Origin of the sequence: Mesorhizobium sp. M0909, assembly GCF_040319515.1 — a bacterium.
Taxonomy (GTDB): Bacteria; Pseudomonadota; Alphaproteobacteria; order Rhizobiales; family Rhizobiaceae; genus Mesorhizobium.
Genome location: NZ_JAMYOA010000004.1, coordinates 182,072 through 206,304 on the forward strand (window position 1 = coordinate 182,072; position 24,233 = coordinate 206,304).

A 24,233-nucleotide genomic window follows, 5' to 3' on the forward strand; every position below is an offset into this window, starting at 1 on the left:
GGCAACAAGAACCTTGCGAGACGTCGGCGGGACAATGCCCCCTCTGCCCTACCGGGCATCTCAGCCACGAGGGGGGAGATTGGCCGTCATCTTGCGCTTTCGCCAACCTCCAACGCTGAAACACGGACGTGACGGCGAAGCTGCCGATCTCCCCACTTGTGGGGGAGATGTCCGGCAGGACAGAGGGGGCGTGAAGGATCGCCAACGAGCGGCGCTTGTTCTGCATCCATCCATGTGTCTTACACTCTATTCCGTTGACCTTGGCGCCATCTGGCAGAATTGTAGCTTCCTGATCCACCTTGCTGCCTGACTCCGGAAGCTATGAACAACCGACAACGCAACCAACGGACGGCAAGCGATACCCCGCTCACTCTCGCTATCCTGGTCTTCCCCGGCTTTCCGATGATGGCGTTCAGTTCGGTCATCGAGCCGTTGCGCGCCGCCAACGTGCTGGCCAAGCGGGACTGCTATCGCTGGATCATCGTCGGCGCCGCCGAAGGCCCGGTGGAGGCCTCGAACGGCGTCGTCATCCAGCCCGGTTTTTCCGCCCATGACGCGCCGAAGGTCGATCGCATCGTCGTCTGCTCGGGCGGCGATGCCGATCATCTCGTCGCATACGATGCCGTGAGCTGGATCCGCAAGAGCCTGCGCGGTGGCGCCCATATCGGTGCTGTGGCGGATGCGGCGTTCTTCCTTGCCCGCGCGGGCCTGCTCGACGGCCATGCCTGCACCTTGCACTGGACCAGCCAGGCGGCCTTCACCGAGGCCTTTCCCGACATCGAGCTCAGGCGCGATCTCTACGTCATCGACCGCAAGCGCTTCACCTCGGCCGGCGGTGTCGGCAGCCTCGACATGATGCTGGAGATCATCACCCGCGATTATGGCGCCGAGCTGTCGGCCGGCGCCGCCGAATGGTTCGTGCACAGCCCGCTGCGCTCCAGCGTCGACCGCAAGCTGATGCCGCTGCGCTTACGCACCGGCGTGCAGAACGAACTGGTGCTGTCGGCCATCGCCATCATGGAGGATGCGGTGGAGGAACGGCTCGGCATGGCGGAGCTGGCGAATAGGCTTGGCGTCTCCTCCGACAAGCTCGAACGCAATTTTCGCTCCGAGCTCAGCATTTCGCCCAACGGCTACTACCGCCGGCTGCGGCTGAAGCGTGCCGCCGATCTTTTGGCGCATTCGACGCTGATGGTGCGCGACGTGGCGCTCGCCTGCGGCTTTGCCTCAATGTCGAGCTTTGCCCGCGCCTTCAGGGAAGAGCATGGGCATGCGCCGAAGGTGATGCGCAGGCATTAGGGGCTTCTGCAAGCCGCAAACGTCGGAGATTGGCCGAACACCCCTCCGTTCGTCATCCCAGGCGGAGCAAGGAGCGAAGCGACGCGGCGCAGACCCTGGGATCCATGCCGTTACCTCGCGGCAGTGCTCCTGCGGACCAGAACCGAATGCTACCACCCCGTCCCGCGAAAAAGCTCGAACCATTCCGGATTGGTCTTCTCGATCAGCTCGATCTTCCATCGGCGTGGCCAGCGCTTCAGCGACTTCTCGCGCTGGATGGCGTCGACAATGTCGAAATGTTCCTCATACCAGACCAGACGCTGCACACCGTAGCGGCTGGTGAACCGCGAGCCCTCGCCGGATTTGTGCTCCGGCATGCGGCGGCCGAGATCATTCGTAACTCCGATATAGATCGTGCCGCGCTTCTGGCTTGCGGTCATGTAAACGTAGCCCGTCATGGTTTCAGGGTAGCGAGCATCGATGCGCGCACAAGCGCCATTCCGCCGCATTCTACGACCAATGTCACGGCATGGATCCTAGGGTCTGCGCTGCGTCGCTTCGCTCCTTGCTCCGCCCTAGGATGACGAAAACGTTCGGGCTCACAGTCAATCGCCGAGGTAATTGAAGGGGGCTGCCGCCTAGCGGCATCCGGCACAACACCTGCGGGATTCCGCACAGCCTCTGCGCAACGCATGGCTCATCGTCGCCGCTTCCAGGAGGCACCCATGAGCATTGTCGTTTTTGACCCCGACAGCACCGAGGACGTCGACTTCAAGGACCGCATGCGCCATCCGGCGGCGGCCGATCCGGCCGGCGGCATGTGGCTGTCCGATACCGAGCCGTCCTTCATCGACGCCGACGCGCTGCGCAAGGGGCGCCTTGCCAGGCTGCGTGCCTGGATGCGCGAGGCCGGCTATGGCGGCGTCGTCCTGTTCGACCCCTACAACCAGCGTTACGCCACCGGTTCGCGCAACATGTTCGGCTATTTCCTGCGCAACTCGACGCGCTATTTTTTCATACCCACCGAAGGGCCGATCGTGCTGTTCGAATATCCGCAGAGCTACCATGTCTCGGTGGTGCTCGACACGATCGACGAGGCGCGTCCGTCCAAGCTGGTATGGTCTTCAGTGTCGGGCCGCGACGACGAAACCGCGGGTCCCTTCGCCGACGAGATCGCCGATTTGCTCAAGGCGCATGGCGGCGGCTCGATGAAGCTCGGCCTCGACCGCTGCAGCCATCTGCAGGCGCTGGCGCTCGAAAAGCGCGGCTGCGACGTCCGCGATTGCCAGGGCGAGATTTTGGCGGTGCGTGCGGTCAAGACACCCGAGGAAGTAAAATGCCTGCAGGTGTCGATGGCCGGCGCCGAGGCCGCCGTCTATGCCGTGCGCGAGGCGATCAAGCCCGGCGTTTCCGAAAACGAGCTGTTCGCCATCATGTATGGCGAGGTGATCCGCCAAGGCGGCGAGTTCATCGAAACCCGTTTGCTGACCTCGGGCCAGCGCACCAATCCTTGGTTCAACGAAGCGAGCGGCCGCAAGATCAGGCCGGGCGAGCTCTTGGCGCTCGATACCGACACGATCGGCTGCTACGGCTATTATTCGGACTTCTCGCGCACCTTCCGCTGCGGCCCGGGCAGGCCGACGGATTACCAGAAGTCGCTCTACAAGATGGCGCACGACCAGGTTCAGCACAATATCGGGGTCGTCAAGCCGGGCATGGCGTTTCGCGAGATTGCCGAAAAGGCCTGGAAAATTCCTGACCGCTTCGTCGACCAGCGCTACACCTCGGTCATGCACGGCGTCGGCATGCATGGCGAGACGCCGTTCATCGCGCATGCCATGGACTACGAGACCTATGGCCGCGACGGGGTCATCGTGCCCGGCATGGTGGTCAGCGTCGAGAGCTATATCGGCGAGAAGGGCGGTCGCGAGGGCGTCAAGCTGGAGGACGAGATCCTGATCACCGAGACCGGCACCGAGCTTCTGTCGCGGTTCCCTTATGAGGACGAGTTCCTTGACAGGCAAGTTTGAGTGCTGACAGGCAGTTTTGCATGAAAAGCCCGATCTCGATCAAGTCCGGCAAGGCGGCGGCGGTGTTCATCGATCTCCAGGAGGAGCATCGGCGGGACAAGCGCTATCTGGTCGAAGGCTATGGCGATATCCTCGCCAACGTACAGCGCCTGCAGGCAGCGGCACGGGCCAATCATGTGCCGTTGTATCACTGGGCCTATGTCGTCGATGTCGCCACAGCACGGCCGTTCCACCCGGTCGAGACCAACGGCAAGTCGGCCTTTTCCGACAAGGACGATCCGCTGACGGCGATCTGTCCGGAAGTGGCGCCTGCAGCCGGCGAGACGATGATGGTCAAGACGCAGGCCAGCGCCTTTGGTGGAGGGCCTGCCGCCGGGCGGCTCAAGGCCGACGGCATCGAATGGCTGGTCGTTGCCGGCGTCTGGACCGAGGCCTGCATCGATGCCACCGTCAAAGATGCGGTGGCGCTCGGGTTTCGCGTGCTGCTGGTCAAGGATGCCTGCGGCAGCGGCAGCACGGCGATGCACCAGACGGCCATCCTCAACCTCGCCAACCGGCTCTATGGCGGTGCCGTCACCACCACCGAGGCCGCCTGCCGGCTGCTGGCCGGCGAGACGGTCGATGCCTGGCAGGTCGAGGGCTCGGTGCCGCTGCGTTTCAGCTACGAAAACGCCGCCCGGCTCTACGCCGAGCTCTGAGCGGGATCGCGCCGCGATGGTCACCGAAGCCGAGCGACCCGAAACGACAGACCGCGGAAAATACCTGACGCTGCTCGATCCGGAGCTGTGGGCCTATATCGATCGGGTCAACGAGTGGTATCCGCCCGAAATCGTCTACATGCCGATCGACAGGCAGCGGGCGGTCTATGATGCCATGTGCCGGGCGTTTCGCGAGCCCTATCCACCCGGCGTCAAGGCCAGCGACAGCAGCGTCGGCGACCGTGCGATCCCGGTCCGGCGTTACCATATGGCGGGAACGGCGCCGCAGGCGATGGTCGTCTATTATCACGGCGGCGGTTTCGTGCTTGGCGGGCTCGACAGCCATGACGACATCTGCGCCGAGATCTGCGCCGGCACCGGCTTTGCGGTTCTGTCCGCCGACTACCGGCTGGCGCCTGAACATCTGCATCCGGCGGCCTTCGAGGATGCGCTGGCGGTGTTCGAATGGGCTGCGGCGACGACCGGCTTGCCGATCGTGCTCTGCGGCGAGAGCGCCGGCGGCAACCTGGCCGCAGCAGTGGCGCAGGCGACGCGCCGCCATCCTCGCCGCGCGATCGGCCAGGTGCTGATCTATCCCGAATTGGGCGGTGACGAGCTAGACGGCCCAGAGCTGGACGGCAAAGCGCGCACCGGCTCCTATATCGAGCACGCCGAGGCACCGCTGCTGACGTTGCGGGACGTCGAATTCTACCGCCATATCCGGGCAGCGAAGGGGCAGTCGCCGGACGACCCGACATTTTCGCCACTTAACGATAGCGACTTCTCCGGCCTGCCGCCGACGGTCATCGTCACCGCGCAATGCGATCCGCTGTCATCGGACGGCCAGACCTATCGCGACCGCATCCTTGCCGCCGGCGGTAAGGCATGGTGGCGCGAGGAGCCGCGCCTCGTGCACAGTTTCCTGCGCGCCCGCAAGACCGTGCCGCGCGCCAGCGAGGCCTTTGATCGCATCGTCGCGGCTATAGCCGCGCTGGGCGGGGGTAAGTGGCCGGAGTGACGGCGGAGTGCGGCTCTCATGCCGGCCAGGCAAGCGCAGAAATCCTCTCTCCTCAAGCTCCCCACTGCGGAACAGCGCACAACAACTGCGGAAACCCGAACACTTGCCCGCTCAGGCCAGCATTATCATCACCTCACGTAAGGCGCCCCTGCGAAACGCATCCACCCCCGCGGCGCGGTCGGTCGGAGGCGCCCAACAAAGAGGGAACGACGATGAAATTCATGCTGACCGATCGGAAATTGCATCCGCAGGCCGCGCCCGTCGCCGACGGCTTCAAGAAGGGCCAGATGAACCGGCGCGAATATCTCGCCACCATGGCCGCGTTTGGTGTCAGCGCTGCCGGCGCGCTGGCGCTTGGCGGGCTTGCTCCGTCACCGGCCAGGGCCGAGGAGGCGAAGCGCGGCGGCGTCTTGCGCGTTGCCATGAACGTCAAGGGCTGGAAGGATCCGCGCACCTTCGACGGCGTCGAGATGTCCAACGTCGCCCGCCAGTGTAACGAATATCTGGTGCGCTGGAACCGCGACTTCACCTTCGAGCCATGGCTGCTCGAGAGCTGGGAGACCAGCGACGATGCCCGCGTGCTGACGCTGCATGTCCGCAAAGGCGTCAACTGGTCGAATGGCGACACCTTCAACGCCGACGATGTCATTCACAATCTGACGCGCTGGTGCGATGCGTCCGTCGCCGGCAATTCTGTCGCCGCGCGGATGGGCGCGCTGGTCAACGCGGACACCAAGAAAGCCGTCGACGGCGGCATCGAACGCGTCGACGACTTCACCGTGCGGCTCAATTTGCCCAAGCCCGACATCTCGCTGATTGCCGGCATGGCCGACTATCCGGCGTTGATCATGCACCGCAGCTATGAAGGCGACGGCGACCCGCTGAAGGCATTGGCGATCACCACCGGGCCGTGCGAACTCGTGGCATGGGACGCCGAGGTCGGCGCCGAAGTCCGCCGCAAGGACAAGCCATGGTGGAAGGGCGAATTCTACCTCGACGGCATCAAATGGGTCGACTACGGCTCCGACCCCAACGCCATGCTGTCGGCCTTCGAATCGGGCGAGATCGACACCGACCACGAAACCGCCTCCGACACGGTTGCGCAGACCGACTCGATGGGCCTGAGCAATTCCGAGATCGCCACCGGCTCGACGATCGTCGCGCGTTTCAATGTCGCCAATCCGCCCTATGACGACATCAAGGTGCGCCGCGCCGCCCAGCTCGCCGTCGACAACGCCGCTGTGCTGAAGATCGGCATGGACAACCGCGGCAAGCCGGCCGAGAACCATCATGTCGGGCCGATGCATCCCGAATATGCCGATATCGGCCCAGCCGTGCGCAACATCGATCAAGCCAAGGCCCTGCTCGCCGAGGCCGGCAAGGCCGATCACGAATACGAGCTCATTTCGGTCGACGTCGACTGGCAAAAGACCACCGGCGACGCCATCGCAGCGCAGATGCGCGAGGCTGGGCTGAAGATCAAGCGCACGGTGCTGCCGGCCGCCACCTTCTGGAACGACTGGAGCAAATATCCGTTCTCCTGCACCGAATGGCTCGGCCGGCCGCTGGGCGTGCAGGTGCTGGCGCTGGCCTACAAATCGGGCGCCGCCTGGAACGAGAGCGCCTACGCCAATCCGGAATTCGACAGCCTGCTCGACAAGGCGCTGGCGATGCCCGATGCAGGCGCCCGCAAGGAGATCATGGCAAAGATCGAGCAGAATCTCCGCGATTCCGGCATCATCATCCAGCCCTACTGGCGCTCGGTCTACCGCACCTACCGCAAGGGCGTCCATGGCTGCGAGCAGCACCAGTCGCTCGAGCAGCATTTCGAGAAGGTCTGGCTCGAGGCGTGACTCGTGCCGCCCGACGGAAGGCCGGCGCGCAAGGCAGCGGAAGCCAGCGTCACCCGGCGGTGCCCGCCCTTGAAATCTCCCGCCCGAGGCGCACCGTTTCCCGCACCAGCAGGTCCAGATCGTCGCGCCGGGTACGGTGGTTGTTGATGGCGACCCTGAGGCAATGTTGGCCATGCACCGTCGTGTCGGAAATGGCGGCGATGCCTTCTTCCTGCAGCCTCACCATGATCTCGGTATTGAGCGCTTTCAGGCGCTCAGCGTCCAACCCATCGGCGCGATAACGAAAGCAGACGATGTTAATGTTCACCGGCGCCACCAGCTCGAGCGCCGGTTCGGCCTCGATCAGCTGACCGAGATAATGCCCTTGCGCGATGTTCTGGTCGATCAGCCGGCCGAACTTTTCGATGCCATGTTCTCTCAGCGCCATCCACACCTTCAGCGCCCGGAAGCCGCGTGACGTCTGCAAGCCGTAGTCGTGCAGCCATTGGCCGGAGGCCAGGCCGCGCGGCGTCGATTCCAGATATTCCGGCGTCACCGCGAACGTGCGGCGATGCGCGGAGGCATCCCGGATCAGCGCGCAGCCGACCTCGAAGGGCGCGTGCAGCCATTTATGCGGATCGAGCGCGATTGAGTGGGCGTGCTCGATGCCGGCAACGCGATGCGAATTGTCCGGCGCAATCGCAAGCAAGGCGCCGATGCAGCCATCGACGTGAAACCACAGATCCTCTTTTGCCGCCAGGTCGGCCAGCGCTTGCAGATCGTCGATTGCGCCGGTGTTCACCGTGCCGGCCGTACCGATTACGCAGGCCGGCTTGAAACCGGCGTCACGGTCCTCGGCGATCGCCGCCCGCAACGCAGCGATGTCGATCCGCAGCCCGGCATCGCTCGGGATGCGGCGCAGCGCCCGGTTGCCGAGGCCGAGCGCCTCCATCGCCTTGCGATGGCAGGAGTGAAGCTGGTCGGAGCCGTAGAAACGCAGTGGCTTGTCGATGCCGGCAACGCCGTGCTCGCGTATGTCGATGCCGGCCTTGGCGTTGCGCGCCACGGTCAGACCGATGATGTTGGCCATCGAGCCGCCGCAGACCAGTGTGCCGCTGGCCGATTGCGGAAAGCCCATCATTTCCTTGCACCAGTCGACGACCTGGTTGTCCATCAGCGCGGCGGCATGATTGCCGCCGCCGAGGTTGGAGCCCTGGATCGCCGCCAGGAAATCGCCGAGCGCGCCGGTGAAATTGCTCGAACCCATATACCAGGACCAGAAGCGCGGATGGATATTGCCCATCGGATAGGGCATCAAGCTCCTGGTGACGTCGCCATAGATTTCTGCCAGCGGCGCCGGCGAACGCGGCAGCGGCGATGCGAAGAAGGTCCTCACATCGACCGGCATCTCCTGCCACACCGGACGCTCTCTGACATCACGCAGGTAAGCGACGGCATCGTCGACGATCCGATGCGACAGGACCTGCACATCGGCCCAGTTCGAGGGGTCAAGCGTTTCCTCGCTGGCCGTGACGGCCAATCCAGGTTTCGTGTCCATGCAGGCCGCTCCCGATGTGCCGCCGTCACGCCGGAAACTGGCAGCCGGGTGTCGACTGCGAAAGCGCGGTCTCCTCGGCGTCCATCTCCGCTTCGATGCCGTCGAACAGCGGCGTGGTCATGTAACGTTCGCCGGTGTCGGGAAGCATGCACAGGATCACCGAGCCGGGCACCGCCTTTTCCGCGATCTGCCGCGCCACCGCGAAGGTCGCGCCGCCAGAGATGCCGGTGAAAATCCCTTCCTTCTGCGCCAGCGCCTTGGCCCATTTCATGCCCTCGGGCCCGGCAATCGGCACCACCTCGTCGTAGAGGCTTGTGTCGATCGCCTCCTGCAGCACGTCCGGAATGAAGTCGGGCGTCCAGCCCTGGATCGGATGCGGCTCGAACGCTGGATGGCTGGCGGCAGGCGCGCCGCCGGCGCCGCGCTGCTGCGGCTTGCCGCTGCCGATAAGCTGCGCATTGGCCGGTTCGGCGAGCACGATCCGGGTCTCCGGCCGCTGGCGGCGCAGCACGCGTCCGACGCCGGCGACGGTGCCGCCCGTGCCATAGCCGGTGACGAAACAGTCGAGCCGCGAGCCGGCGAAATCGTTGATGATCTCGCGCGCCGTGGTCGCTTCGTGAATGGCGGCATTGGCCTTGGTCTCGAACTGGCGGGCAAGGAACCAGCCATTGGCCTCGGCGAGCTCCACCGCCTTCGTGTACATGCCAAAACCCTTCTGGGCGCGCGGCGTCAGCACCACCTTGGCGCCCAGCATGCGCATCAGCTTGCGGCGTTCGATGGAAAAACTGTCGGCCATCGTCACCACCAGCGGATAGCCCTTCTGGGCGCAAACCATGGCAAGGCCGATGCCGGTGTTGCCGCTGGTCGCCTCGACGACGGTCTGGCCCGGCTTCAAGGCGCCGCTGCGCTCGCCCTCCTCGATGATGTTGAGCGCCAGCCTGTCCTTCACCGAGGCGGCGGGATTGAAGAACTCGGCCTTCACATAGATCGTGGCATGGTCCGGTCCGAGATTATTGATGCGGATCACCGGCGTATCGCCGACTGTGTCGAGAATGCTGTCGAACAGACGTCCGCGCCCGGCCGTGGTTCTGATTTTCTGTTGATGCAACATGTCGATCTCCTCGCGTTGTCGTTGTCTCATGTCGTCACGGGCCGGTTACAGACCGGTGGCTTGGGCGGCGAGGTTTCGAGACCTTGCCGCGCTACATTTGCACCCGGCAATGCCAGCGTCCGGCGCGGGAATTCGCTGCCGGATGCACCGTGTCGCGTTTGGTGATAAAACAAAGGCCGACTGGCCAGCGTGGGAGCAGGCGTGGAAACTTACGTGGAATCCGCCCGATCGAGCCTCGGCGGCGAGATGGCCGGTCTTTGCGTGCGTCTGCTCGGACCGCTGACGATCGCACGCAACGGCATCATCATCCAGCTCCCAAAATCTCGCAAGCTGCGTGCGCTGCTCGCCTATCTGGCGCTGGCGCCGCATCCGATCGGCCGCAGCCGCCTCTGCGAGCTTTTGTGGGATGTGCCGAACGACCCGCGCGGCGAGCTTCGCTGGTGTCTGAGCAAGCTTAGAGGCCTCCTCGATGAACCGCACCATCGCAGGGTCGAGACACCAGGCGACACGATCGCGCTTGATCTGAAAGGTGCTTCCGTCGACGCTGTCGACATAGCGTCGGCCGCCGCCAAGGGCGTTGAGACGCTCGGTCTGGAGCGGCTGCAGGCTCTTTCCGGAATGTTCGCCGGCGATTTTCTCGATGGGCTGGAGATCGACCGCAGCCCGCATTTCAACGGTTGGCTGATCGCTCAGCGCCGCCGCTTCAGCTCCTGGCACGCCGCAATCCTGGAACACCTCGTCAACAAGCTTCCGGCGGATGCCGACGAAATGTCCTCGCATCTGGACAAATGGCTGGAACTCGCTCCGTTCGACGGGCGCGCGCATGTGGCTCTTCTGAAAAGGCTGGCGCAGCGCGGCCAGTTTGGCGCGGGCGAGGAACATCTCGCTTCCGCGGCGCGGCTGTTTGCTTCAGAGGATCTGGATTTCGGAGCCGTTCGCGAGGCATGGCGGACGATCCGCGGCGAACGACCTGCAGCAGCGCTCTGGGCGCGACCTTCACTCGTACCCGCGGCCCCCGACGCGTCAATTGTGCCTCCCCGTTCCGATACTGCTGCATCGCAGAAGGCTTCGCTCGCCGTGATGCCGTTTGCCGAAGAGGCGGCTGTCGGCGGCCCGCGCGGTGGATTGGCCGACGGCCTCACCCACGACATCATCACCCGCCTGGCCAAGCTCAGGGATTTCTTCGTCATCGCGCGCGGCTCGGTGTTTGCGCTCGCCGAAAAAAACATCGCGCCGGAGGACGCCGGCCGCCGGCTCAACGTCGACTATGTCGCCACCGGCACGGTACGCAGCCAGGCAGCCCGCGTCGTGGTCAGCGTGGAACTTGTCGAGGTGCGCACGGCCAGGATCGTCTGGGCCGAGACGTTCGAGCGCAGACCGGACGACATCTTTACCGTGCTCGATGACATCGGCAACAGCATCGTCTCGTCGATCTCGGCCGAGATCGAAACCGTCGAGCGCAACCGCGCCATGCTGAAGGCGCCCAATTCGCTGAACGCCTGGGAAGCCTACCATCGCGGCCTCTGGCACATGTATCGCTTCACCCGCACGGAAAACGAGCAGGCCCGGCATTTCTTCGACACGGCCTTGAAGCTCGATCCGACCTTCGCCCGCGCCTATGCCGGCCTCTCCTTCACCCATTGGCAAAATGCCTTCCAGCGTTGGGGCGACCGCGACCAGGAAAGCGCCCTGGCCTTCGAGGCAGCCGGCCAGAGCCTGCTCGTCGACGATCACAATCCGGCCGCTCACTGGGCCATGGGGCGGGCGCTGTGGCTGCGCGGCGAACAGGACGGCTCCCTCACCGAGCTCGAACGCGCCGTAGATCTCAGCCCGAATTTCGCGCTCGGCCACTATGCGCTGTCATTCGTCCATTCGCAGTCCGGCGACCCGCAGGCCGCGATCGGCTCGTCCGACCATTCCAGGCATCTGAGTCCCTTCGATCCGCTGCTGTTCGGCATGTTGGGCGCCAGGGCGATGTCGCATGTCCGGCTTGGCCAGTTCGATGAAGCCGCCGAATGGGCGCTGAAAGCAGCCGCCCGTCCCAACGCCCATGCCATAATCCTGGCGATTGCCGCGCATTGCCTTGCGCTGGCGGGCCGGCTGAGCGAGGCACGAAGTTTCGCCGCTGCGCTGCGAAAGATGCTGCCGAACTACTGCGCCGACGATTTCATCGGCACCTTTCGCTTCGAGCCGGACGCCGAGGCGCTGTTCCGGCAAGGCGCCAAGCGGATCGGGCTGGGGTGAGACAAGGCGTGGTTCGTCCGGCTTTCTAAACCGCTCATCGCGGCTGGCGCCACGAAACATCGTCATGTCCGCAGCCAAGGCGCATCGTCAGACTGACCTTGAGGATGTTTGCCGTCGCTTGGCCCGACGGCCAGTACGAAAAGTCGGCAAAGGGGCGGCGTTTCTTTCGGCCCTCGCAACGGGTTGGGCTGGGTTCGAAAAAAATACCACAATAGATCGCGATTAGGGCGATCTTATAAGAAACGGTCTCGTCGCGTTTTTTCGTAGAGCAGGCGCAAAAGTCACAACGACATGGAGTATTACTTGTATCAACGAGAAACAAAGCTAATGGAACGTTCCGCAATCTTGTTGGAGATGCATGTTTCAGTGTCTGCTAAGATAACCGGTTCTGATTCCGAAATATTAAGCATCTGCCAAATTCAATCCTGCGATATTGGGATTTGTCCTTGTCACAGGCGGATTCGAATGCAATTTCTTAGAAGCACAGCCGCGTCAGCGGATTGTTGAAACATGCTTGGGCGGACGGGGCACTAAGCATGGAAAGGAATATTGACATTCGCTAATGCGGCGGCCCCCGCCGGGAGCGTTCCCTCCGACGTTAGAGATTGCGGCAACCATCGGCTAAGTCGTCGAATGCGTCGCCCACAGCCTGGCTCTCGTTTGATAGCCGGCGAAGCTTTGCCCTCCTCCGATTGGCGCCAGACTCCGCGGCAAAGGCGGGGATCGCCGCCTGCAACGGCCTTCCGATATGGACGATGTCCGCCAGCCAGTCGGAGGAATGAACCATGAAATTCGTAATCTCTGCGGCCTTGGCCACTGCTGTGATGGCGATCGCCGGTTGTACCACCGACGATTACGATGATTGTCGCGGAAAGGGCTGCCTGGTTGATCCGCCCCACAAAGCCGGCCGAAAGATTGATGACCGGCCGCAGTTCGACAGGAACGGCAATCCCAACTTCGATACGCGGGGCCGTTACATCGGCTGCCATGGGCTCGGATGTAAAGTCGACGATCCTGATGACGGAGATCAAACCATCGACGACAGACCGCAGTACGACAACGAAGGCAATCCCAACTTCGATACGCAAGGCAACTACCAAGGCTGCCGCGGCATCGGCTGCGAGGTCGATACACCGGACGATGACAGTTCATCGGACGATGACGATTCCGAATAAGGGACTCCGGGGCGAAAAAGAGGAAGCCAATTATGTCTGAATTCAGCGGCCTAGTCCGGCGACATGCCAAAATCGTTATGGTTGGCCTCACGGGGCTGGGAATGACGCTGACATCCGCTTTCGCTGCGGGTAGCGCCTGCGACGGCATAAAGGTCGAAGCGACGAAGGCGCGCAAGCAGGAATATGCATCTCTCGTCGCCTCGGCGTTGAACAACAAGGTCAAGCCCGCTCGGGTGAAGTTCATCACGATCATGGAGAACGGCAACTGGAGCGCCGCTTACGTCTCCACGCCCGTGAGCGACGACGGTGTGATGTTCTTCCAGACGGTCGATGGAAAAAAGCAGTTCCGCGACGTCTGGGGCGGCTATGCCGAGCCGTCGGAAAAACCTGAACTGGTATCCTGGGCGAAGAAGCTCGGAGCGCCGCAAGATCTGGCAAAGTGTTTTGCCGAGCAAGTTACGGAATGATGGTGATCGGTGGAGATTTGCCGCCGACGCCGTTGGCATGAGGAGAACAACTATTCCGGCGTGACGGAAGTCGCGTCACGGTCTCCGAAGGTGACAAAGCTGATCCAACGAAAACCAGATAATCAGGCCATGGGCACGGCTGACCGTGGCAATGACGGACATCAACATGGGGCGGGGCTGAGCAACTTAAGAGCTTGACTGCAACCGGAAAGGGAAATCGATGAAAACCGCAATACTGATTGCTGCCGTGGTTCCGGCCATGCCGACTTTCGCCTTCGCCAAAGACAAGTGCGCCGATGCCAAGGATCAGGCCACCATGAACCAGTGCTTCGGTGCCGAGTTTCAGAAATCCGACAAGAAGCTCAACGAGCTTTACAAGCAGATCGAAGCCCGCCTGAAGAACGACGCGGATACCAAGAAGCTTCTTGTCCAGGCACAGCGCGATTGGGGCAAGTTTCGCGACGCGGAGTGCAGTTTCCAGACCGCGGGAGCGGCCGGAGGAAGCATGATGCCAATGCTCATCGCGCAGTGCATGGACGGCCTTACGCAATCCCGTGCCAAAGATTTCGAAGGCTATCTGAAATGCCAGGAGGGCGACATGAGTTGCCCTGTTCCGGCCGCGAACTGACACACGCCACAGCTGATCTGATCACGATGACGCCGGCGACGAGCGTGGCGTCGCCGCCGGGTATGAAAGGATGCGAGGCGCGCAAGGGCAGTGCGGACAATTTGCTCAACGGCGATTTCATCGACGGTCCACTGTGCGATGTCCAAAGGGAGCCTGTGGCGGCATCGACAATGTGCCGGCCTTTGACAAGCGGCAATTCGTCGAGACCAATGTGCCCGGTTCGGGCCATGGCTACGGATGTGCGTGCATGACCGTCGAGACCAACGCCAAACGGCAAAAGACCACCAGAGCAATCTCGGGCGAAATCCTTCCGCTGATGCGCTGTCGCAACGACAGATCGCTGCCTAGCCCGGGCCGACAATTATTGGATACAAAAAAGCCCGGCAAAACCGGGCTTTTCTTGGGGTTTCTGAACCCTATCAAAAGTTCGAAACAGGAATTTGGTGCCCAGAAGAGGACTCGAACCTCCACTCCTTGCGGAACACGGACCTGAACCGTGCGCGTCTACCAATTCCGCCATCTGGGCTGGTGCGCGCTCATTAAGCGGGCGAGGGATGAGTGTCAACGCGCTTTTTTGAAAGCCGCGTTCCTTCTTCGCCTCAGCCTTCCAGCACTTCCTTCGATGCCACCGTCGAATCGGCGTTGAGCGTGTATATGACCGGCACGCCGGTGCCGAGCTCGAGCTTGACGATCTCCTCGCCCGATTTGCCGTCCAGCGCCATGATCAGGGCGCGCAGCGAATTGCCGTGCGCCGCCACCAGCACCGTGCCGCCGCGCAGCACATGCGGCTGCAGATCGTGCAGGTAATAGGGCCAGACGCGCGCGCCGGTGTCTTTCAGGCTTTCACCGCCGGGCGGCGCCACGTCGTAGGAGCGGCGCCATATATGCACCTGCTCCTCGCCCCATTTCTTGCGCGCATCATCCTTGTTGAGGCCAGAGAGATCGCCATAGTCGCGCTCGTTCAGCGCCTGGTCGCGGATGGTCTCGAGCTCGCTCTGGCCAACGGCGTCGAGAATATGCTGGCAGGTCTTCTGCGCCCGGATCAGCGACGACGTGAAGGCGATGTCGAATTTCATGCCGCGCGCCCTGAGCTTGGCGCCGGCCGCCTTGGCCTCGGCATGGCCCAGTTCGGTCAGGTCGACGTCGCGCCAGCCGGTAAACAGGTTCTTCAGGTTCCATTCGCTCTGGCCGTGGCGCACGAGCACGAGAGTTCTCGACATATTTGCTCCTTCAAATTTTGTGAATCGGCTAATCTTGTGGATCAGCCAAGTCTGTGGATCAGCTTGTCAGGCCGAGCACGTCCCGCATCGAATAGAGGCCCGGCTTGCGGCCGCGCGCCCACAGGGCTGCCTTGACCGCGCCGCGGGCAAAGATTGCCCGGTCTTCGGCGTGGTGGGCGAGCGTGATGCGCTCGCCGGTACCGGCCAGCACCACACTGTGATCGCCGACCACCGAGCCGCCACGCAAGCTGGCGAAACCAATCGAGCCGCTCTTGCGCACGCCGGTATGGCCGTCGCGCACGCGAACATCGTTGCCGGCAAGTGCTACCCCGCGCCCGGCAGCGGCGGCTTCGCCGAGCAGCAGCGCCGTGCCCGACGGCGCATCGACCTTGTGCCGGTGGTGCATTTCCAGGATCTCGATGTCGAAATCGTCGGCGTCGAGCGCGCGCGCCGCCTGCTCAACCAGCACTGCCAGCAGATTGACGCCGAGGCTCATATTGCCTGACTTGACGATCGTCGCGTGCCGTGCCGCCGCCGCGATCCTGGCATTGTCTTCGGCGGAGCAGCCGGTTGTGCCGATGATATGGGCGATGCGCGCCTGCGCGGCGTAGCCGGCGAATTCGACGGTCGCCGCCGGCGTGGTGAAATCGAGCACGCCGTCGGCCTTGGCGAAGGCCGGCAGCGGATCGTCGCCGATTGCCACCTCGAGCCTGCCGACGCCGGCCAGCTCGCCGGCATCCTTGCCGATATGGGGCGAGCCGGCCCGCTCGATGGCGCCGGCGACGCGGGCACCCGGTATCGTGTGGATGGCGCGGATCAGCGCCTGGCCCATGCGGCCGGCCGCGCCCACCACCACCAGGCCCATTTCCCCCGTTTCATTGATGTTGACGGTCGGTGTGTCGCTCATGCATGTCTCCCGGCCGCCTGTTTCGCGTGACCATTTTGCGCCGCAGTCTGGATTGGCTTGGCGTCATCGACAAGCCCCAGCCCTTTCCTGCCCTGCACCCGGTGGAACCGCGCATAGACGCTGTGCGGGTCGGCCATCAACGAGGCATGCGTGCCCTGTTCGACCAGCCGGCCCTGCTCCAGCACGATGATATGGTCGGCATTGACCACCGTCGACAGCCGGTGCGCGATGACGATGGTGGTGCGCCCTTCCATGACATGGGTCAGCGCCTCCTGGACGCGGGCCTCGGCCTCGTTGTCGAGCGCCGAGGTGGCTTCATCGAGCAGCAGAATCGGCGCCTGCCGAACGATGGCGCGTGCAATCGATACACGCTGGCGCTGGCCGCCCGACAGCGTCACGCCGTTCTCGCCGACCGGTGTGTCGTAGCCTTGCGGCTGCTGGCGGATGAAATCGTCGGCCGCGGCCTGTTGCGCGGCGCGTTCAATCTCGGCGTCGGTGGCGCTCAGACGTCCGTAGCGGATGTTGTCGCGGATGGTGCCTTCGAACAGATAGGGCTGCTGCGAAACATAAGCGATCGAGCCGCGCAGCGAATGCTTGGTGACCTTTGAAATGTCCTGACCGTCGATTTCGATGCTGCCCGACTCGACGTCGTAGAAGCGCTGCAGCAGCGCAACCAGCGTCGTCTTGCCGGCGCCCGAGGCGCCGACGATGGCGGTCACCTTGCCGGCGGCGGCGACAAAGCTCAAATCCTGCAGGACCGGCGCTTCTTCGACATAGCGAAAGGACACGTTGTTGAAGCGCACTTCGCCAGAGGTGAATTTCGCCTCGGCGGCTCCCGGCACGTCACCCTGCTGCGGCTCGAGGTCGAGAAGCTCATAGATCATGCGCGCATTGACCAGCGACTTTTCCATGCCGACCTGCATGCGCGCCAGCCGCCTGGCGGGGTCATAGGCAAGCAGCAGGGCGGTGATGAAGGCAAACACCGCGCCCGGCGGCTGGCCGCCGACGGTCGCCCGGTAGCCGGAATAGGCGATGACGCCGGCGACGGCGAAGCCGGCCAGCATTTCGGAGATCGGCGTCAGCCGTTCCGAGACGCGGGCGATCTTGTTTGCCCGCTGCTCGGCGCCCGCGACGAGGCCGCCGATGCGGCGCGACAGCTCGTCTTCCAGGGTGAAGGCCTTGACGATGGCGATGCCTTGCGTTGCTTCCTGCATGGCGCCGATCAGCCGCGAGTTGATCTGCACCGATTCACGGGTGATGCGACGCACCCGGCGCATCAGATAGGTGACACTGTAGATCAAAGGCGGGCCGATCAGCAGCGACATCGCGGAGAGCATCGGGTCCTGCCAGATCATGACGCCGACCAGCGCGACAAGCGATACCGCATCGCGCGCCAGCGATGTCAGCGTCATCGACAGGAGATCGCGGATGCCGTTGACGTTCTCGTTGATCTGCGCGGCGAGCCGGCCCGAGCGGGTGTCGTTGAAGAAGCCGACGCCGAGCTTCATCAGGTGGTCGAAGATGCGGCGTTGATAGCGCGCCACCAGATTGTTGCCGATTTTGGCCAGCGTCACCGCCTGGCCGTAGCTGGCCAGCCCACGCAGCATGAAGGCGGCCAGGATCGAGACGCTGATCAGCGCGATAAGATCGCCGCGCCGTTGGTAGAAGATCTGATCGATGACATCCTTCATGATCCAGGCTGTGAAGGCGGTCGTCGCCGCGATCGTCACCAGGCACAGCACGGCAAGAGCATAGTACCAGCGATAATCGCGGCTGTTCTCGGCGATGATGCGGCGGATAACAGCCACGATCTCGCTGGGACGGACTTTCCCTTTGGTTGGTGCTGGAAGTGTCACGTTTGAGCGCTTTGTGGTTTCGGTTCGGCCGGGCTGCAATTCGGCAACCTCTTAACGCCCCAATGGCGGCTTGCCTATGGCCGGGGACGGCGAAACTTCGTCGCGGCGCAGCTTGTGTCCTAAACCCGCCAGCGTCGCCCCGCCGTCTGCACGCCGAACAGCGACGGATTTCTGGCATAGGCGGCCAGCCCTAAAAGCGCTGCCAGCGGATGGGTGATGACGTAGACCGGCATGCTGCGCATCAAGGCGCTGTGCGGCGCCTTGTCCTCGAAGGCAGCGCGGAAACTGCCGGTCCGCAGCGCCGGCAGGATTTTTTGCGCGATGCCGCCGGTGAGGAAAACACCGCTGCGGCTCATGAACACCAGAGCGAGGTCGCCGGCGGTGCGCCCCAGACAGGTGACGAAGATCGACAGCGCCTCTTCGGCCACCGGATCGTTCTTTGCCAGCGCCGCGGCGGTGATCTCGGCGGGCGTGGTGAAGGGCGACGGCTTGCCGTCCGCTTTGGCCACCGCCCGGTAGGCGTTTACCAGGCCGCGTCCTGACAGGATCTGTTCGCCGGAGATGCGACCCTCGAGCTTCTCGATATGCGGAAACACCTCGAAATCACGCGGCGAGCGCGGCCCGATATCCATATGGCCGCCCTCGCCGGGCACCGGTATCCAGTGATGCAGCGCATAAACCAGCCCGGCGACACCGAGCCCGGTTCCCGGGCCGAGCACCACCCGCCCGGAATTCGGTTCCGGCTCGTCGCCGCCGATCTTTTCCATGTGCTCTTCGCCGAGCGCGACGACAGCCAGCGCCTGCGCCTCGAAGTCGTTGAGCACCACGACGTCGCCGAGACCGAGACTGGCGAACATCTGTCTCGGCTTGACGATCCATGGGCAATTGGTGAGGGGGATCTCGTCGCTCTCGACAGGGCCGGCCACCGCCAGCACAGCTGAATTCGGCCGGACCGACGAGCGGTCGAGCACGGCCGACTGGATCGCCTCGTCGATCGTATTGAAGTTGGCGGTTTGGACGATGGTTGGCTCGCCGGGCTCGGAATTCGCATCAAGTACGATCGAGAAGCGCGCATTGGTGCCGCCTATGTCGCCGATCAGGATCGGAAATCGCAACAGAGTGTCGTCGTCGCTTACGCCTGGCATGCTCTCGTCCGTTCCCGACGCGTATCGCCGTTCTCTCGTTGACTAGCGCATGACCGCAAAAAGGGAAATCGGTTTTCGAAGTGGAGATGCACGGATACAGACAGCGAACACGCTGCCCGCATCAGTGCCCCGGTCGTGGCCGCGGCAGCGGAATGCCGAACTCGGGCGTCGCCATAAAGGCGTTCGCCGAGGCTGGAAGCGCTGCCGCGCCGGCTGCGAGCGTCGGCGGCGGCGAAGGCTCTGCCGCGGGAGCGGGTGCGGCCGCAACCGGCACGCCGTCGCCATAGTAGGTGACTGCTTCCGCCGAGGGCGGAGCCGGCGCGTCGAGCACGAACTGGCATTGCCTGGGCAGGTTCGCCATCGTCATCACGTCGCGTGCCTTCGGCTTATCCGGGTTCTTGTTGGGGCGCCACGGCTCCTCGGTGAACCACCAGGCCAGCGCCTGGTCGCAGCCATCGCCCGGCGCCGTCGCTTCCTGCGCCTTGCAGTCGGGTGACCCAGGCTGGCAGCCGATGCGAATGTGGAAGTGGTAGTCGTGGCCCCAGAACGGCCTGACCTTGCGCAACCAGCTACGGTCGCCTTTGACCGTGTCGCAGAGCTTCTTCTTGATCCCGGGATTGACCAGGATGCGCTCGACTTCGGGATAGCTCGCGGCGCGCCTCAACAGCCGCGTATGCATCGGCGTCCACAGCCCGTCCTTCACCAGATGGGTCTTTTCGTCGACCATCAAGGTAGCGCTGATGTTTTCGCGCTCTTCGGCCGAGAGCTTGCGGTCGGGCATCGGCGTCAGCCAAATGTCGGCGTCGAGGCCGATCTGGTGCGAGGCATGGCCGGTCAGCATCGGACCGCCGCGCGGTTGCGAGATGTCGCCGATCAACAGGCCCGGCCAGCCGTCGGCAGCGGCATCGCGCGACAGCTTCTCGATCAGCGCGATCATTGCCGGATGGCCCCAGCGGCGGTTGCGCGACGGTCGCATCACCTCCCAGTGCCGGCCATCCAGGGGCAGGGCGACGCCGCCGGAAAAACAGCCTTTGGAATAGAAGCCGATCGATTGCGCTGCTGCGAGTGCCGGCAGCTTTTTGGCGCCGAACAGGTCCTTTGCCCGTTGCTCGGCGCTCCCTGGCTGCGTTGCAAGCGCCGCCAAGCTGGCGACGGCCAGTGCTGCCGTCAGCGGCAGCGTTTTGCCGGGCAAGGCTCGCTTCAACATTTTCCCCAAGCTGGACCCCTCCGCGATTTGAACCGCATCATACCATAGCCCGCGCAACGTATCGATCAGGACCGTTTCATCGGGCTGCGCGCCTCACCGTCGCGCCAGTCGCCGCTCGCCCACATGGCATCGAGCGCCGAGCGATAGTCGGGAAAGCGAAAGCCATAACCGGCCGCCTTGATTGCCGCGTTGGCGACACGCTTGTTCTCGCCATAGAAAGACCGCGCCATGGGCGAAAGTTGGGCGGTCTCGAACGGAATTTCGGGCGGCGGCTCGATGCCTATCAATTGGGCGGCATAGGCGACGACGTCCTGCGGCGGCGCCGGCAGGTCGTCGGTGATGTTGAAGATGCCGCCGCGATTGCCTTCGGCCAGATGCCAGAGCGCGCCGGCAATGTCGTCGCAATGGATGCGGTTGAACACCTGGCCCGGCTTGACCAACCGCCGGGCGGTGCCGTTTTCCAGATTGACCATTGCGTTGCGGCCTGGCCCATAAATGCCGGAAAGTCGCAGGATCGCCACCGGCCGGCCGATGTCGTGGCCCAGTTTCAGCCAACCCTGCTCGGCGGCAACCCTCATTGCTGATCGCTTCGATACTGGCCGGCATTCGGCGGCCTCGTCCACCCAATTGCCGCCATGGTCGCCATAGACGCCGACGGTGGAGAGATAGGCGATCCATCCGAGCTCCGGCATGTTGGCCGCGATCTCCTCACGGGCCGCGCCCAGCACCGGGTCGCCGGCCTCGTCCGGCGCGACCGAGACGACGAGATGGGTTGTCTTCCCAAGGGCATCGCCGATTTCGGAGGTCAGCGTGCCATCGAAACGCAGCGGCACGATACCGGCTTGCCGCAGCGCCGCGAATTTTTCCAGCGACCGTGTTGTACCGAAGATCGTTGTGTCGGCATCCCTGTTGGCGCGGGCGAAGGCCTTGCCCGAATAACCGGCGCCGAAGATGAAAATCTGCTTTTTTGTCATGTATGCGCCTCGATCGGCTTTGGCAGGGGCAGAAGCCATTCGCCTCTCACCGCCTCGTCATCTTCTGCCTGCAAAGCGGCTGCGGCACGTTCGGCAAACTCCCGACCCGGCACCAGCCGCGACAGCGCCCATACCGCGGCTCCGCGAACCAGGGGCGAGGCGTCGTCGAGCAGCGCGCGAACGGCGCCGGCCAGCGACAAGTCCTGGGAATTGCCAGCCGCTATCAGCACGTTGCGGATAAAACGGTCGCGGCCGATGCGCTTGATCGGCGAGCCCGAAAAGAGCGTTCGGAAGGCAGTGTCGTCGAGACGCAGCAGCTCGGCGATCGGCGGTTCGCGCAAGTCCGCGCGGGCGGCAAGCTTTGCCTCCGAAGCGGCTTGGGCGAACTTGTTCCACGGGCAGGCGGCCAGGCAGTCGTCGCAGCCATAGATGCGATTGCCGATCTTTTCCCGGAACTCATGCGGGATCGGTCCTTTGTTCTCGATGGTGAGGTATGAAATGCAGCGCCGCGCATCGAGCCGGTAAGGCGCCGGAAAGGCATCGGTCGGGCAGGCGTCGAGGCAGGCCCGGCAGGAGCCGCAATGATCGTTCTCAGGCGCGTCCGGCACCAGCTCGGCCGTCGTGAAGATGGTGCCGAGGAACAGCCACGAGCCATGCGCGCGGCTAACCAGGTTGGTGTGCTTGCCTTGCCAGCCGAGGCCGGCCGCCTCGGCCAGCGGCTTTTCCATCACCGGTGCGGTGTCGACAAACACTTTCACGTTACCGCCGGCGCGCGCCACTATCTTGCCGGCGATCTCCTTCAGCCGGCCTTTCATCACGTCATGATAGTCGCGGTTCTGCGCATAGGCCGAGATCGCGCCGCGGTCGCGCTTCGCCAGCACCTCGCGTGGGTCGTGGTCGGGGCCGTAATTCATCGCCAGCACGATGATCGAGCGGACCTCTGGCCAAAGCGTCCTCGGTTTGCCTCGCCGCTCGAGCGTTTCGGCAATCCAGCCCATCGAGCCGTGAAAGCCGTCGGTAACGAATTCGGCCAGCCGCTCTGGTGCCTGCGGGATCGCATCGGGCGTGGTGACGGCAACGGCGTCGAAGCCGGCGTTCCGCGCCTCGCGGTCGATGAGCGCGCGCAGCTTTGCCGTATCAGAAATCGAGATCCGCATAATGTGACACCGGCGACAGGCCGCGCACCCGGTCGGACAGAAGCGGCCGGAACGAAGGCCGTGATTTCACCCTTGTATACCATTCGCGCGCGGCGCTGTGTTCGCGCCAGTCGATCTCGCCGAGATAGTCGAGCACCGACAGTGCCGCCGCCGCCGCGAGATCGGCATAGGTGACCTTGTTGCCGGCCAGCCAATGACGGGTGCCGGCCAGCCAGTTGGTGTATTTCATATGCTGGCGGATATTGGCGCGGGCGGCGCGGATCGCCGCCGAATCGGGCGACCCGCCGCCTGCCGTTTCCGGCATGACCGGCTTCAGGACGCGCTCGCGCACCAGATGCCGGGTAACCTCGCTTTCCGCCTTGTTGAGGTACCAGTCGGTCAGCCGGCGGATTTCGGCGCGCTCCATCGGATCCTCGGCGAACAGCCGCTTGTCGCGCTTGAGTACGCCGCGCGTCTCGTCGAGATATTCGGCGATGACCATCGCGCCGACGATCGGCACGTCGCCCTCGGCAAGCAGGATCGGCAGCGTGCCGGCCGGGTTCAGTGCCAGGAACTCCTTGCGCCGCGTCCACGGCTTTTCTTCGATCAGCGCCAGTTCCTCGGCATACTCGCCAAAGGCGAGGCGGACGAAGCGGCAGCTGGCGAACATCGGATGGTGGAAAAGCGTCAGCATGGTCCCGCGATAATAGAGCGCACTGGCAAATCGCCGGCTGCGCCGGTAAGTCTTGGCCGCCCGATTCAGGGGCTGTCAGGGTGCTGCGACCTATAGGGGGAGTTCCGCGCCGTGACAAGCAAACCGTTTTCTCAAGCCCGCCCTCCAACGCCGAGGTTGCCATGGAAAGCCAAACCGTAGTCGAAGCGCTGCTGCTCGGCATGCTCGAGGGCCTGACCGAGTTTATTCCGGTGTCTTCGACCGGTCATATCCTGCTCGCCGGCCATTTCCTCGGCTTTCATTCGACCGGCAAGGCCTTCGAGATCCTGATCCAGCTCGGCGCCATATTGGCGATCCTCAGCGTCTATTTCCGCCGTCTCTGGAAGATGCTGCTCGAGCTGCCCTACGATCGGCTGACGCGGCATTTCGTCCTTGGCATTCTCATCGCATTCCTGCCGGCGGCCATTATCGGCGCACTGGCGCATGACTTCATCAAGACGGTGCTGTTCGAATCGCCGCGGCTAATCTGCATCATGCTGATCATCGGCGGTGTCATCCTACTGCTGGTCGATCGCATGACGCCGAAGCCGTATTACCACGATGTCGAGCGGTTTCCGACCAGGCTTTATCTGCAGATCGGGCTGTTCCAGTGCTTGTCGCTAATCCCCGGCACGTCGCGTTCGGGCTCGACCATCGTCGGCGCGCTGCTGCTCGGCGTCGACAAGCGGGCGGCGGCGGAATTCTCCTTCTTTCTTGCCATCCCGACGATGGTCGGCGCCTTCGCCTTCGACCTGTTCAAGAACCGCAATGTGCTGAGCAGCGCCGACTTGCCCATCATCGCAGTCGGCTTCGTTGCCGCCTTCGTCACCGCGCTAATCGTCGTGCGCTTCCTGCTCGACTACGTCTCGCGCCATGGCTACGCGCTGTTCGGCTGGTGGCGGCTGGTCGTCGGCATCGTCGGGTTGACGGGGCTGGCAATCTGGGGGTGAGCCGGCGCGGATAGCGCAATCCCAGCCGGAACTCTATTCTTGCCCGAAGCCGAGCCATACGATCTTGTGGACGTATGGTTGGCAGGG

At 63.7% G+C, this 24,233-nt stretch carries 21 protein-coding genes, 1 tRNA gene and 1 pseudogene; 11 read left to right on the plus strand and 12 right to left on the minus strand.

All coding sequences use genetic code 11. From position 1 onward, the window contains the following. Window positions 1-321: 321 nt before the first annotated feature. A complete protein-coding gene (locus NKH83_RS07610; RefSeq protein ID WP_352802994.1) occupies window positions 322-1,299 on the plus strand; it encodes a GlxA family transcriptional regulator in 978 nt (325 codons plus the stop codon). Window positions 1,300-1,448: 149 nt separating this feature from the next. On the opposite strand, the gene NKH83_RS07615 is transcribed toward NKH83_RS07610, so the two are convergent. Continuing rightward, window positions 1,449-1,736 carry a GIY-YIG nuclease family protein gene (locus tag NKH83_RS07615; protein ID WP_352802275.1) on the minus strand — a complete coding sequence of 96 codons (288 nt, stop codon included), beginning with the start codon at window positions 1,734-1,736 and terminating at the stop codon, window positions 1,449-1,451. A 267-nt stretch (window positions 1,737-2,003) separates the two neighbouring features. Here NKH83_RS07615 and NKH83_RS07620 point away from each other — a divergent pair, with 267 nt between their 5' ends. From NKH83_RS07620 to NKH83_RS07635, 4 genes are all read left to right on the plus strand, one after another. Next, window positions 2,004-3,308 carry a M24 family metallopeptidase gene (locus tag NKH83_RS07620; RefSeq protein ID WP_352802996.1) on the plus strand — a complete coding sequence of 435 codons (1,305 nt, stop codon included), beginning with the start codon at window positions 2,004-2,006 and terminating at the stop codon, window positions 3,306-3,308. Between the two features lie 20 nt (window positions 3,309-3,328). Continuing rightward, window positions 3,329-4,006 (plus strand): isochorismatase family protein, encoded by a 678-nt coding sequence (locus NKH83_RS07625; RefSeq protein WP_352802999.1) that lies wholly within the window; start codon window positions 3,329-3,331, stop codon window positions 4,004-4,006. Window positions 4,007-4,022: 16 nt separating this feature from the next. Continuing rightward, window positions 4,023-5,024: an alpha/beta hydrolase gene (locus NKH83_RS07630; protein WP_352803002.1), complete on the plus strand. Its 1,002-nt coding sequence runs from the start codon at window positions 4,023-4,025 to the stop codon at window positions 5,022-5,024. 212 nt (window positions 5,025-5,236) lie between these two features. Further along, entirely contained in the window at window positions 5,237-6,877 is a 1,641-nt protein-coding gene (locus NKH83_RS07635; protein WP_352802281.1) for an ABC transporter substrate-binding protein, read from the plus strand. Between the two features lie 49 nt (window positions 6,878-6,926). Here NKH83_RS07635 and NKH83_RS07640 read toward each other — a convergent pair whose 3' ends face one another. Together NKH83_RS07640 and NKH83_RS07645 are read right to left on the minus strand one after the other, a co-directional pair. Beyond that, entirely contained in the window at window positions 6,927-8,414 is a 1,488-nt protein-coding gene (locus tag NKH83_RS07640) for a pyridoxal phosphate-dependent decarboxylase family protein (RefSeq protein WP_352803005.1), read from the minus strand. 25 nt (window positions 8,415-8,439) lie between these two features. Then, window positions 8,440-9,525 (minus strand): PLP-dependent cysteine synthase family protein, encoded by a 1,086-nt coding sequence (locus NKH83_RS07645; RefSeq protein ID WP_352803008.1) that lies wholly within the window; start codon window positions 9,523-9,525, stop codon window positions 8,440-8,442. A gap of 246 nt (window positions 9,526-9,771) precedes the next feature. Between NKH83_RS07645 and NKH83_RS07650 the strand changes: the two genes are divergently transcribed. The 5 genes and pseudogenes from NKH83_RS07650 to NKH83_RS07670 form a co-directional block, all read left to right on the plus strand. Next, window positions 9,772-11,769, plus strand: a complete 1,998-nt coding sequence (locus tag NKH83_RS07650; RefSeq protein WP_352803340.1) for a transcriptional regulator — start codon at window positions 9,772-9,774, stop codon at window positions 11,767-11,769. Window positions 11,770-12,554: 785 nt separating this feature from the next. Next, complete coding sequence (locus NKH83_RS07655; protein WP_352803011.1) at window positions 12,555-12,944, plus strand: hypothetical protein; 390 nt, start codon at window positions 12,555-12,557, stop codon at window positions 12,942-12,944. A 32-nt stretch (window positions 12,945-12,976) separates the two neighbouring features. Beyond that, on the plus strand, window positions 12,977-13,411 hold the full coding sequence (locus NKH83_RS07660; protein WP_352803014.1) for a hypothetical protein: 435 nt from the start codon (window positions 12,977-12,979) through the stop codon (window positions 13,409-13,411). A gap of 220 nt (window positions 13,412-13,631) precedes the next feature. Continuing rightward, window positions 13,632-14,039 (plus strand): lysozyme inhibitor LprI family protein, encoded by a 408-nt coding sequence (locus tag NKH83_RS07665; RefSeq protein ID WP_352803017.1) that lies wholly within the window; start codon window positions 13,632-13,634, stop codon window positions 14,037-14,039. Between the two features lie 70 nt (window positions 14,040-14,109). Beyond that, window positions 14,110-14,370, plus strand: a pseudogene (locus tag NKH83_RS07670) (DUF4087 domain-containing protein); the annotation flags it as partial. Between the two features lie 110 nt (window positions 14,371-14,480). On the opposite strand, the gene NKH83_RS07675 reads toward NKH83_RS07670, so the two are convergent. The 9 genes from NKH83_RS07675 to NKH83_RS07715 form a co-directional block, all read right to left on the minus strand. After that, window positions 14,481-14,565 (minus strand) — tRNA-Leu (locus NKH83_RS07675). A 73-nt stretch (window positions 14,566-14,638) separates the two neighbouring features. After that, on the minus strand, window positions 14,639-15,259 hold the full coding sequence (locus NKH83_RS07680) for a 2,3-bisphosphoglycerate-dependent phosphoglycerate mutase (RefSeq protein ID WP_254817988.1): 621 nt from the start codon (window positions 15,257-15,259) through the stop codon (window positions 14,639-14,641). Between the two features lie 58 nt (window positions 15,260-15,317). Further along, window positions 15,318-16,142: a 4-hydroxy-tetrahydrodipicolinate reductase gene (gene dapB, locus NKH83_RS07685; RefSeq protein ID WP_352477091.1), complete on the minus strand. Its 825-nt coding sequence runs from the start codon at window positions 16,140-16,142 to the stop codon at window positions 15,318-15,320. Window positions 16,143-16,162: 20 nt separating this feature from the next. Next, window positions 16,163-18,022 carry an ABC transporter ATP-binding protein gene (locus tag NKH83_RS07690; protein ID WP_254817989.1) on the minus strand — a complete coding sequence of 620 codons (1,860 nt, stop codon included), beginning with the start codon at window positions 18,020-18,022 and terminating at the stop codon, window positions 16,163-16,165. A gap of 119 nt (window positions 18,023-18,141) precedes the next feature. After that, window positions 18,142-19,167, minus strand: a complete 1,026-nt coding sequence (locus NKH83_RS07695; protein WP_352476847.1) for a glucokinase — start codon at window positions 19,165-19,167, stop codon at window positions 18,142-18,144. A 121-nt stretch (window positions 19,168-19,288) separates the two neighbouring features. Next, window positions 19,289-20,374: a penicillin-insensitive murein endopeptidase gene (mepA, locus tag NKH83_RS07700; RefSeq protein WP_352477090.1), complete on the minus strand. Its 1,086-nt coding sequence runs from the start codon at window positions 20,372-20,374 to the stop codon at window positions 19,289-19,291. A 65-nt stretch (window positions 20,375-20,439) separates the two neighbouring features. After that, window positions 20,440-21,348 (minus strand): SDR family oxidoreductase, encoded by a 909-nt coding sequence (locus tag NKH83_RS07705; RefSeq protein WP_352802293.1) that lies wholly within the window; start codon window positions 21,346-21,348, stop codon window positions 20,440-20,442. Continuing rightward, window positions 21,345-22,505, minus strand: a complete 1,161-nt coding sequence (queG, locus tag NKH83_RS07710; RefSeq protein WP_352802295.1) for a tRNA epoxyqueuosine(34) reductase QueG — start codon at window positions 22,503-22,505, stop codon at window positions 21,345-21,347. Before queG ends, NKH83_RS07705 begins: the two co-directional genes overlap by 4 nt. Continuing rightward, window positions 22,486-23,178 carry a glutathione S-transferase family protein gene (locus tag NKH83_RS07715; protein ID WP_254817994.1) on the minus strand — a complete coding sequence of 231 codons (693 nt, stop codon included), beginning with the start codon at window positions 23,176-23,178 and terminating at the stop codon, window positions 22,486-22,488. The genes queG and NKH83_RS07715 overlap by 20 nt, the downstream gene beginning before the upstream one ends. 161 nt (window positions 23,179-23,339) lie before the next feature. Here NKH83_RS07715 and NKH83_RS07720 point away from each other — a divergent pair, with 161 nt between their 5' ends. Next, complete coding sequence (locus NKH83_RS07720) at window positions 23,340-24,146, plus strand: undecaprenyl-diphosphate phosphatase (RefSeq protein ID WP_352803024.1); 807 nt, start codon at window positions 23,340-23,342, stop codon at window positions 24,144-24,146. Window positions 24,147-24,233: the final 87 nt, after the last annotated feature.